General features: G+C 51.8%; 7 protein-coding genes. All 7 read left to right on the top strand.

Annotated features, from left to right (window positions below; genetic code table 11):
- The first annotated feature begins 11 nt into the window (after positions 1-11).
- The 7 genes from OU11_RS00590 (at position 12) to OU11_RS00560 (ending at position 11,495) form a co-directional block, all read left to right on the top strand.
- Complete coding sequence (locus tag OU11_RS00590; protein ID WP_033513899.1) at positions 12-1,631, top strand: site-specific DNA-methyltransferase; 1,620 nt, start codon at positions 12-14, stop codon at positions 1,629-1,631.
- Positions 1,632-4,289: a DEAD/DEAH box helicase gene (locus OU11_RS00585; protein ID WP_033513898.1), complete on the top strand. Its 2,658-nt coding sequence runs from the start codon at positions 1,632-1,634 to the stop codon at positions 4,287-4,289.
- Positions 4,289-7,618 (top strand): DISARM system helicase DrmA, encoded by a 3,330-nt coding sequence (drmA, locus tag OU11_RS00580; protein ID WP_033513897.1) that lies wholly within the window; start codon positions 4,289-4,291, stop codon positions 7,616-7,618. The genes OU11_RS00585 and drmA overlap by 1 nt, the downstream gene beginning before the upstream one ends.
- 1 nt (position 7,619) lies before the next feature.
- On the top strand, positions 7,620-9,389 hold the full coding sequence (gene drmB / locus OU11_RS00575; RefSeq protein WP_033513896.1) for a DUF1998 domain-containing protein: 1,770 nt from the start codon (positions 7,620-7,622) through the stop codon (positions 9,387-9,389).
- Complete coding sequence (locus tag OU11_RS00570) at positions 9,371-10,030, top strand: phospholipase D-like domain-containing protein (RefSeq protein ID WP_033513895.1); 660 nt, start codon at positions 9,371-9,373, stop codon at positions 10,028-10,030. The genes drmB and OU11_RS00570 overlap by 19 nt, the downstream gene beginning before the upstream one ends.
- A gap of 3 nt (positions 10,031-10,033) precedes the next feature.
- Positions 10,034-10,546, top strand: coding sequence for a helix-turn-helix domain-containing protein (locus tag OU11_RS09390; protein WP_188599634.1), 513 nt, complete (start codon positions 10,034-10,036; stop codon positions 10,544-10,546).
- A gap of 415 nt (positions 10,547-10,961) precedes the next feature.
- Complete coding sequence (locus OU11_RS00560) at positions 10,962-11,495, top strand: DUF3427 domain-containing protein (RefSeq protein WP_033513894.1); 534 nt, start codon at positions 10,962-10,964, stop codon at positions 11,493-11,495.
- Positions 11,496-11,546 lie beyond the last annotated feature (51 nt).

Raw genomic sequence — 11,546 nt, 5'->3', positions numbered from 1 at the left:
GAGATATAGTCATGCAGAAAAAAGGAAAACTCGAGTTGACATGGGTCGGCAAATACGATGAGGAGAAGCCAGTCGAACCGCGCATACTCCTTGAGGATCCGGAGAAATCCTACGGCGATCCAGACAGTGAGAACATGCTGATTCACGGAGACAACCTGATTGCACTTCAGGCGCTGCAACAGGACTTTGCTGGGAAGATCAAGTGCATATACATCGATCCGCCTTTTAACACCGGCCAGGCTTTCGAGAACTATGACGATAATCTGGAAATGTCAATCTGGCTGAATTTGATGAGAAAAAGACTGGTTCTTCTTCATGAGTTATTAAGAGATGATGGCACCATTTTTGTTCACATTGACGATTCGTATTTACCATACCTGACGCTGGTCATGGATGAAATATTTGAAAGAAAGAACCGACTTTATTTAATTACATTTAAGCAGGGAGCGGCAACAGGTCACAAGGCAATTAACCCCGGATGCGTCACAACTACAAACTTTATTCTGATATATTCAAAGAATAAAGATTATTGGAATCCAAACAGAGTTTTTATAAAACGTGGAAGAGATAACCGATATGGTAAATTCATTGTTAATGCAACTGAAGACTATCATAATTGGAGATTCTGCACGTTAATGGAAGCCTTTGCATCTGATCAAAAGGTTGATGTAAAGGGAGCACGTAAAATTGCGAAGCAGAATCCCTCGCTTGTTGATGAATTTGTTGAGAGTCATGCTGAGTCCGTTGTGCGTACTGCAAGACCTGATTTAAAAAGTGTCGGAAAAGAGATTCAGAATGTAGTGCAGGAATCAAAAGGTAGCCCTGGTGAAATCTTTTATTTGCAAAGAGATAACGCGCCAGATATGTTTTTTGTTAATGGGGAACGCCTCCTGTTTTACAAAGACAAGATGAAAGTTATTGATGGACAATTGACTACAGCTGAACCATTAACAACGCTTTGGGATGATATTCTTTCGAATAATTTACATAATGAAGGAAATGTGAATTTTCCAAAGGCAAAAAAACCAGAACACCTCATAAAAAGAATTCTTGAATTGAGTACTGATGAGAGCGACTGGGTTCTTGATTCATTCCTTGGATCAGGGACAACAGCTGCAGTCGCTCATAAAATGAACCGCAGATGGATTGGGATTGAAATGGGTGAGCAGGCCTATACGCACTGTAAGAAAAGGTTAGACTCTGTTATTGATGATACAGATACAAGTGGCATCTCCAAGGCTGTGAACTGGGAGGGTGGCGGCGGATACCACTTCTATGAGCTTGCGCCGAGCCTGCTCGTGAAGAACGACAAGCTGCCGGTCTACCAGATCAACCCGACCTACACGTTCGAGATGCTGTGTGAGGCGATCTGCAAGATCGAAGGCTTCAAGTACAAGCCACAGGACGTCTTCCACGGCCATTCGTCGGAGAAGCGGTTCATCCATGTGACCACGGAGTTCGTGAACGCGGAATACATCCGCTCTTTGTCACAGCACCTCGACGAGGGGCAGTCTCTCCTGATTTACGCGACGAAGATCCAGTCGGACATGATTCTGCCGGACAACATCGAGGTGAAGAAGATTCCGAAGGATCTCCTGGACAAGTGCAATTTTGAAAGCGAGGTGCGGTAAATGTCGGGAACAGTATCGAAAATCAAATACGCCATGAGCCTGAGGATGCCGCAGGAGGAAGCTCTCTCTTATCTCGATGCTATCAGCACGCACTGCGACTACAAACGTGACGGCAAGGAAACTGTGGAGGCCGCTGCGTCCGAATACAGTGAGAACAACAGGAAGGTTCGGTCGAAGTTCCACTTCCCGTCATTCTGCTACGCCATGGCCACAGGTATCGGCAAGACACGCCTGATGGGAGCCTGCATCTACTATCTGTACAAGACGAAGGGATATAAGCACTTCTTCATCCTCGCGCCCGGAAATACCATCTACGATAAGCTGCGCAAGGAATCCAATCCTGCACATCCGAAGTACATCTTCAAGGGGCTTGAGGCTGAGATGGGCAGGCCGCTCGTCTGGGATGGCGAGAACTACGACCAGTACCCGGTCAAGTATAAGAACGGCACCTTGTTCGTCGACCATGCGTCGGAGATCCAGCTTTTCATCTTCAACATCGGGAAGATCTTTAACAGCAAGACCGACACGCAGTTCAACTTCCACAAGTTCAAGGAGACGCTCGGCGCATCCTTCGCAGACGTGCTCGCGCAGTTCGACGACCTCGTCATCTGCATGGACGAGGCACACCATTATTATGCTCCTGCGTCCATGAAGGCAATCAACTATCTGCGGCCGATTCTCGGACTGGAATTCACGGCCACGCCGAAGTCTCTGTCGAACGTCATCTACTCGTATGACGTGGCGCGAGGAGCCGCCGAAGGATATCTGAAGATTCCGGTTGTCATGGGACGCTCCAACATCGCCGGATACAGTCAGGACGATATTGAGGAGATGAAGATCCGCGACGGACTCACACTGCACGAGCACCGGAAGACCGTTCTTCGGGAATACTGCGCCAACAATGAGCTCGACTATGTGAAACCGATCGTACTTATAGCCTGCAAGGACACGGATCATGCGAAGAAAATCCGCGCTCTGATAGACAGCGATGATTTCATGAATGGAAAGTACAAGGGAAAAGTTATCGAGATCCACTCGAAGCAGACCGGCGAGGAATCTGAGAAGAACGTCCGGCTTCTTCTCTCCATCGAGAGCGCGGCAAACCCGATAGAAATCGTTCTGCACGTCTACAAGCTGAAGGAAGGCTGGGATGTCAACAACCTGTTCACCATCATCCCGCTCAACGCCGCTAAGAGCGACATCCTCGCCATGCAGACCATCGGGCGCGGCCTGCGTCTCCCGTTCGGTGAGCAGACCGGCAACGAGGATCTGGACACGCTCGATATCGTGGCGCACGACCACTACCGGGAGCTTGTTGATGAAATCAGGAACAGTGACATCTTCCGCTATCGTGATCTGGACAAGTCCGGTGTTGAGGACTCGGAGTCCGTGGACATATCGAGCACCTTCGAGGAGGGACAGCTTTCGTTCGTCGACGAGGCCATCACATCCGCCGGGATCAAGTCCTTTGACCAGGTGCGCAATCCGCAGACACAGCTTGAAATCTATCAGGCATACGTCAAGAACTTCATGGCCTCGCAGCAGAAGAACAGGAAGTCCGATAATCCCAACCAGCTAAGTCTTTTTGACGTAGCACCGGAAGCCATGCAGACCGGGGAAACTCCCGGACCACAGAGCTCCGGTACTGACACTGTCTCGACGACACCGGATACGCAGACCGGCAAGCGCCCGATGACGCAGGAGGAATTCACGAAGACGGTTACGGAATACTCGGCGAAAGCCATATCTGTGCCGAAGATCCTCGTACAGACGACTTCCGAGGTGAAGTTCAACCGCTTTGAAGTGAAGCGGACCATACAGGACTTCGAGGTTGCCACAGCAAAGATCGAGCGCTTCGATGCAATCAACCAGCACCTTCTGACGGTTGTGGACGCGCAGGCGCTCGAGGTCGAGGATGCCAGGAACACTCTGGCATGCATGCTGCTCGATTCCATCAGCGAGCTTTCCTACGACGACGCCGACTTCATCATCGACGTTGTGGAACAGTACCTTGCTCAGATACCCGGAGACGAGGAGGAAAAGAAGAAAATCGTCCGCCGCTATGCCGGGTTGATTGTGAACGATATCAAAAAACAGATTTACGCACACATGGACAGAAAGACGCAGGACGTCCACATCGTCCAGAAGGATCTCATCGTCTTCCGCAAGTTCGTCAAGAGCGTGAAGAAGGACGGACAGGTGCGCTACGACAAGCCGTTCACGGACAAGAGCAACATAAAGAAGTATCTCTTCACAGGCTACAAGAAGTCGTACTATCCGGCGAATGCCTTCGACAGTGACACGGAGAGGCTCTTCTCCATCATCTTGGAGGAGGATCCGGACGTGATTCGCTGGATCAAGCCGCCGCTGAACCAGCTCGGCCTGTTCTGGAAAGCCGGTCAGCAGTACAACCCTGATTTTCTCGTGGAGACGACGACCGGGAAATACATGGTCGAGGTCAAGGCGCTCAATGAAGTGAACAACGAAGAGGTTGTTTCCAAGGCGCGCGAAGGCATCAGGTGGTGCACTTTCGCCACAACGGCCGATCCCGACCACAAGACATGGGAGTACCGGCTCATCTCCGATGACAACATTCATCCCGGAAACACCTGCAAATACACGCTCGGAACAGCTCATCCGATAAAGGAGGAGGACTAATGCCTGACAGATTCAAGTACGCCGAGGTCCGGTGGAAAATCATAGACGCAATCAGAACCGATCTGATCGGTCCGCTTTCTCCGGAGGAGGTTCTGGACGAGAATCCACGCTATGCCTATATCGTCGGCATGCTCGAGCCGCAGCGCGACGAGAATGTGCCGGACGAGAACGAACAGGAAATCGAAGCGGACGTCGACTACGAAAAGAACGAGGACTTCACTGCTGGTGAGGATGACGACAACGAGCCGATATCCACTACGAAATTCCAGCTTCCGTCATCCATCGGCATCAGCTTCTATGTGGAAAACAGCCTCGACGGCATCTGCCTAGATGTAACCTGGGGCGATTATACGAAATCAACTGAAAAGTACATTGACAAGGAAGAAAAGGAACGCAGTCGCCCGATCTACAAGAGAATCCCCGAGAGCGAAACCGTGCATGTGAAGTTCAGCGACTTCGGACGTACAAAGGACTACCCGCTCATAAAGGATTCGAACGTTCACGTCCATGTATCCCGCATTCCGTTGAAGAACGGGTATTCCCTCGTCACCGCCTATGTCGTGAACAAGCGGAGCAATCCCTCAAGTGACATCGAGGGCCTGATGTTTCAGGTCGGAATCAAGGCCCATGCCGAGGATGGCTCTGCGGTCTTCATCGCGGAACACATCTGCAGGCATGTTCTTGCAACTGACGAGTTCTATTTCGAGCAGCGACCGATCATGGGACGTGGCAGAGGTTGTGCCGCCGTATGGGGTAAGACCGGGAACGGCCGTACGGACTATGTGGAATCCGCATTTATCCCGGAATACGAGTATCCAGGCGTCAGTGCCGCTCTCAAAGGATTCTCACCCACATACTTTTCAACATGGCAGATGGCGGCAAAGGGCAGGAAATCAGAAACCATACTGAGGCTGAACACGCTCGCCGATTCATATGAACAGTGGATTGACGACACGCTCGCAGGAAGCTTTCGGATGAATGATCCGAGGTTCGCGGAGAGTATCGGGAATACCGTCATCGGACACTGTCGGGACGCATTGCGAAGAATACGGGAAGGCATTCAGATCATCGAGACGGACGACATCGCATTCGAGGCGTTCATTTTCATGAATAGCATCATCTTTATGCAGAACAGCATAAAGAACTATTCGAAGAAGCACGGTAAGGGCATTGAATGCAATTTCAAGGATTTTACTAATCCTATGAATCCAAAGAATGAATTCGCCTGGAGGCCGTTCCAGATAGCCTTTATCCTGATGAATCTGAAGGGAATCGTCCACCCGGAAGATCCGGAGCGGGACGTCGTCGACCTGCTTTACTTCCCGACCGGCGGTGGAAAGACGGAGGCCTATCTCGGACTCATGGCCTTTACCATCGCCAACAGACGCCTTCGTGCTTCCGAATCTGACAAATATAACCGTGACGGCGGGGTGACCATCATCCTCCGGTACACACTTCGTCTTCTGACAACGCAGCAGCGTGACCGCATCACGAAAATGGTCGTTGCCGCCGAGCTTGTAAGACAGAAGAATTATCCGAAGTACGGTACGGAACCCATCAGCATCGGTTTCTGGGTCGGAGGCAGTGTGACTCCGAACAGATTTGATGATCTGAAGGAAAATCCGGAAAGACCTTACCAGGCAGGAAATCAGAAGAAACTGCTTTATAAGCAGCTTCTTACCTGTCCGTTCTGCGGCAAGAAGCTTACAGAGGAAGAGTTTTATATTGACCCGGACAGGAAGTCCGTGGAAATCTACTGCTCGGACGAACACTGCATGTTCTATAAATACCCAAAGACCGGGGAACGCATCCCGATTCCGGTATACCTGGTGGACGAGGAAATCTACGCTAAATGCCCGACCATCATCCTGTCAACAGTCGACAAGTTCGCGAGACTGCCGTGGGACGTGAGCACAAACGCTCTGTTCGGAAGAATTGATCGCAAGTGCAGCCGTGACGGATATGTTGCGATTGGTGCAGAACAACATCCGAAACACAGGAGGACATCCGGTCTTCCTGCTGCAGAGATTACGCAGGTGAAGCCGTTTCTCCCACCGGAGCTTATCATTCAGGATGAGCTTCATCTGATCACAGGGCCTCTTGGGACCGTCTATGGTGCGTATGAGACCATCATCGAGGACATGTGCACGCATGATGGAATCAAACCGAAGTACGTGGTCTCCACGGCCACAATCAAGAATGCAGACAACCAAGCGAAGTGCCTGTATGCCAGAAAGACAACGAAGCAGTTCCCGCCGAACGGCTTTGAGATCGGCGACAGCTTCTTCATACGCGAGATTCCGGTTGAGGAAGACCCGTTCAGAAAGTATGTCGGAATCTGTGCCCCCGGGCAGTCTGTGAAAACAGCCTTGCTGAGAACTTATGCCATTATTCTGCAAGCGGTCTATACATATTCCCTGCAGGATGAATACAAGGATGTCATCGATCCGTACTACACCCTGATCGGATATTTCAACAGCATACGTGAACTCGGTGGTGCGGTACGCCTTCTGCAGGATGATATTCCCGCCAGAATAAAGCGCATTCGGAAGAGGTACCATCTCGAAAAGCTCAGATATCTGAATAAGAACGATGAGATAACATCGCGTATGTCGTCCTGGAAAATACCAGAAAAACTCAACCAGCTTGAGCTGCCCTATACCGCAAAGGATCATATGGACACGGCAGTTGCAACGAATATGATTGCGGTCGGCATGGATGTGGATCGTCTTGGTCTTATGGTCGTGTCGGGTCAGCCAAAACAGAACTCCGAATACATCCAGGCGACAAGCCGTATCGGGCGTGCTCATCCGGGTCTTGTCGTGACGCTGTACAACGCATACCGGCCGCGCGACTTGTCTCATTACGAGAATTTCACCGGATACCACGCACAGCTCTACAGATTCGTGGAAGGAACAACGGCCACTCCGTTCTCTGCAAGGGCGCGCGACCGTGTTCTGCATGCACTTGTCATTTCTGCGATAAGGCTTCTGTACCCGGAAATGGCTGATAACAAGGATGCTGTGGCAATAAATTCTCTGTCACAGAATCAAATCGATGCAGTGAAGGAAATGATTCTTGAACGGGTAAAAATCGTCAAGCCTTCCGCAATAGCTGATGCGAGCGAAGAGATTGACAAATTCATCGACGAATGGAAGTTGCTGGCATCACAGGACAAGCCTCTTCGCTATTACGTTGTGAGAACGGAAAAGTACAACAGGCTTATGAACGGATATGAGCAGCCTCATATCGAGAATGAGAAGCCTACCCTGCGGTCAATGCGTGACGTGGAAAGCGCTGCAAATATGTACTATTACACGGAGGAATGATATGGCCGGATACGACATTAACAAACTTGGCGAGCTGCGCCCGAATCAAATCATCACGACTTTTGGACCGGGGGCAGTCGTGGATGCAGTGAAAGACTCTGTGACCATTCTGGATATCCCGTACTGGAAGGACAGGGGAAAGAAAATCATAGACGGACGGCTTGCGTCCTATCTGAATGTGGATGCCTTCTATATGCCGAGGACATCCTTTGCTCATGACATACCGGTTGTGACTTTTCCTTACTGGCATGTCTGCTCAAAGTGCGGGAGGCTTTTTGATGCAAGAGGGATCATCAACGATGATCTCGACAAGTATCTGAAGTTTAGCGTTAACTGCCCTGACTGCCACTGGCGTGCTTATCCTGCCCGTTTCATCACAATTTGCGAAAACGGACACATGTCTGATTTCCCCTGGAGCTGGTGGGTTCATCGCGGAGATACAGACTGCAAAGGGGAAATGAGGATGTACTCAACAGGAAACACATCCACGCTGTCAGATATGCGGGTGGAGTGCTCCTGCGGTGCGAGAAGAAGCATGAGCGGAGCCACGCAGGCCCGGAACTTCGAGGGACTGTCGTGCAGCGGCATGCATCCGTTCAGACCACACACCAGACGTGAACACTGCGAGAAACCGGTCATTCCGTCTCAGCGCGGTGCATCAAATGTGTATTTTGCCGTGACGAGAAGCGCCATTTCTATTCCGCCATGGATCAACCCCCTGTACAACCTGATAGATGAGCATCTTCGCGATATCGAACAGGCGAAAAAGATGGCCGTGAGATTCGGACGCAGCGAAGAAGAAGGCCTTCAACAGATTTATGAAGAATATTTTTCTGATTATGCATGTGATGAATTCGATGCTGCCTATGAGCGGCGCATGAAAAACATCAAGGAATTCACTGAAATCAAGCGGATGGAATATGAGGCCATCACGCATCACAATGATCCGACCTATCAGTCCAACAAGAAGCATTTCAAAGCAGAGGAAGATGCTCTTCCCGAATACTTCAAGCACTACTTCAAGCGGATCATCCGCGTAACAAGACTGCGCGAGGTGCGAGTGCTTCTTGGTTTCACACGGGTTGACGCTCCTGATCCGGATGCGGATGAACAGCCGAATATCGTCTACCTGACAAAAGGCAGGGATGAACGATGGCTTCCTGCAGTGGAGGTAAACGGCGAAGGAATCTTCATCGAATTCAACAGGCAGACGCTTGCAAAGTGGCTGACCGAGCCGAAGACCAGAGAAATTTCAGAGAAATATGCCGCCTCCTACAGGGAGTACTGTGAATCAAAGGGATGGACGATAAAGGCGGGTCGCAACGCCGTCTATGTCCTCATGCATACCTTCTCCCATCTTCTCATCAAGCAGATGGCCATGTCGTCGGGATACTCCTCTTCAGCAATAAGGGAGAGAATATACTTCGACGACAAGATGGCAGGCGTTCTGCTCTATACAGGAAGCTCCGACAAGGAAGGCTCTCTCGGAGGTCTCGTGGAACTCGGTACGGCAGAACAGATGACAAGCCTCATGAGGGAAGCGTTCCAGGAGGCACTTGTATGCACGAACGACCCGGAATGCATGAACACGCTCCCGGCCGGGAAGAACTCCAACGGCGCGGCATGCCATTCGTGCTGCATGATTTCAGAAACCGCATGTGAGAACGGGAATCGAATGCTTGACCGGGGGCTCGTGGTTCCTCTTTCGGGACGCGAAGAGACATCGTATTTCAGAGAGCTGGTGAATGAGCTGTGTCAGGTGGAGATTTAAAAAGAGAAATACTGCTGAATACCATAAAGGCAGATGCAGCCAACGGTACCAACAATGCCACAGACATCCTGCACCGGCAATACCCAGGCCTGTCATCGGTAGATTGCGAGGAAATAGCTGCGACAATCTGTGCTGCTCTGACCACGGAAAACACTGAGAAGGTCTCTCTTGTCGTGACCGCGCCGCCGTCGTTCAGAATCAATGCAAAGCCGACGATGACAGTTGTCCAGTCAATGCTCGAAGGAGCGAAAAGGAACATCCTGATAACCGGATACTCCCTTTCCTCATATTTCTCCGAATTGACGGACACCATCATCGACAAGAGCCAGAAAGGCGTGTTCGTCAAGTTCTTCATCAACAACGTCGAGAAGCAGCCGGATGTCGACAAGCTGCTCCACTACAAGGGGCGCTTCCTTCAGATATACGACTACAGCAATGCGGAAGACAAGATGGCGGCTCTGCATGCCAAGGTCATCTCCGTGGATATGAGGCAGACGCTGATAACCTCCGCGAACCTTTCATACCACGGGCAGCAGGGAAACATTGAACTTGGAGCATTGATTGAATCAGAACATACGGCGAAACAGCTCGACGAAGTGATGACGCAGCTTATCTTCAAGAAGATATTCAAAGAAGTGTGACGTATGGAGGTGACGCTGGTGTCGGACGTTTTGGTGAAGGAACAGCGATGTCTCAACATGTCGCACATGCGTGGAAAGGGTAACGAATCCAAGAGAATCATGGGGCTGCGGACGTTTTCTTGGAGACTGAGCGGAAGGATTGTTGCCGTGTCCGGTCGCGAGGAGCGCGAGCGGGCGGTGGAGCTGTATTTCACGACGTCGATGTCCACGAAGCAGGTTGTGGAGCATCTGGGGTATCCGACCAGGCAGTGCCTGGAGCGGTGGCTGCATGCCGATCCACGGTATGCCGACGTCGTTCCCAAGCCTCCCGTACCGTTGGGGACGCGGCGTCGCGCGGTGGGGCTGTGCCTGTCCGGCATGCAGCGGAAGCAGGCGGCCGCAGAACTTGGCGCCGGCACCGGCGCGGTGCATCATTGGATGAGACTGTACCGCGCCGGCGGAATGGCGGCGCCGGAGACCGGAACGGAGGGACGCCATGCCTCAGGCCGGAACCGAGCACGAACTGCTGGGCGATGACCCGGATGTGCTGCGTTGGCGGATACGGGAGCTGGAGTTGGGGGAACGCGTTGATGCGGGAGGCGGTTCGGGGCCGTAAAAAAAGACCCGGGCGCCGACCTGCGGCGCCTGTCGAACAGGGAGAAGACGATGCCGGTCGACCGGCTGAGGCCGAGGTATTCGCTGAAGTCGATGGTCTCCTTGCCGCGGTATCGCGCCCAGCATCGCGTTCAACAGCTCCTCGACCTTCCGGGACACGAGACGGTCCAGCTTCGTCTCGAGCATGTTCTCGTCGACCTGTAGAATCTGGTTCGACATGGTTCGTCGCCTCTTTCCATAGCGGTTTTATGTTTGGCGACTGAAATCGTACCCCGGCGACGGACCATGTCCCTTCATTCAGGCCTCAACCAAAGTGCGCAACAAACCGGGCGTTATCATGTTCGAGCGCGCTCGGGTGGGACGTCGGGTTTTCGATCGCGGATTCCTGTATGAACAGAAGTACAAGCTGGCGGATGTCATGCGGCTACTGGGCTGGTCCGACGAGATGAACGGGCAGAACGTCGGCGGATACTTCTGCCATAAGGCATCCGGTACCATGCCGATCTTTGTCAAGTACGCGAACAGTCAGTATGACGACCGGTTCCTTGGGTTGCAGGAGATGCGGTATTTCAGCAAGAACAACCGCACCGAGGATTCGCCGGAGTTCCAGTGGATGAAATACGGCTATGGCACGGAAGCCTGGCAGGAGGACCACTTCATTCCGTTGTTCGTGATGCGCAAGGAGGAATCCGACGAGGCGAAGTACTACTACGTCGGACACGTCGCCGCAGTCAACGACTTGCATACCATTACGCGGAAGACCGAAGGAGATGGCGGCGCAACGGTGAACCTCGCCGTCGCCAACCTGCGTCTGGCCAAACCTTTGGACCCTGAACTGTTCCGTCATTTGACGGGTATGGCGACGTCGTAGCTAGGAGTACATTCTTGCAAAGAGACATGGGCTATTCTTTGAATTAGGGCA

The organism is Bifidobacterium pullorum DSM 20433 (assembly GCF_000771405.1).
GTDB lineage: Bacteria > Actinomycetota > Actinomycetes > Actinomycetales > Bifidobacteriaceae > Bifidobacterium > Bifidobacterium pullorum.
The sequence above is the reverse complement of the archived record's forward strand: the minus strand, read 5'-3'. Positions and strand labels throughout refer to the sequence as shown.

Coding starts and splice junctions, on each gene's coding strand:
- OU11_RS00590 (WP_033513899.1), top strand. CDS start 12: ATGCAGAAAAAAGGAAAACTCGAGTTGACATGGGTCGGCAAATACGAT.
- OU11_RS00585 (WP_033513898.1), top strand. CDS start 1,632: ATGTCGGGAACAGTATCGAAAATCAAATACGCCATGAGCCTGAGGATG.
- drmA (WP_033513897.1), top strand. CDS start 4,289: ATGCCTGACAGATTCAAGTACGCCGAGGTCCGGTGGAAAATCATAGAC.
- drmB (WP_033513896.1), top strand. CDS start 7,620: ATGGCCGGATACGACATTAACAAACTTGGCGAGCTGCGCCCGAATCAA.
- OU11_RS09390 (WP_188599634.1), top strand. CDS start 10,034: ATGGAGGTGACGCTGGTGTCGGACGTTTTGGTGAAGGAACAGCGATGT.
- OU11_RS00560 (WP_033513894.1), top strand. CDS start 10,962: ATGTTCGAGCGCGCTCGGGTGGGACGTCGGGTTTTCGATCGCGGATTC.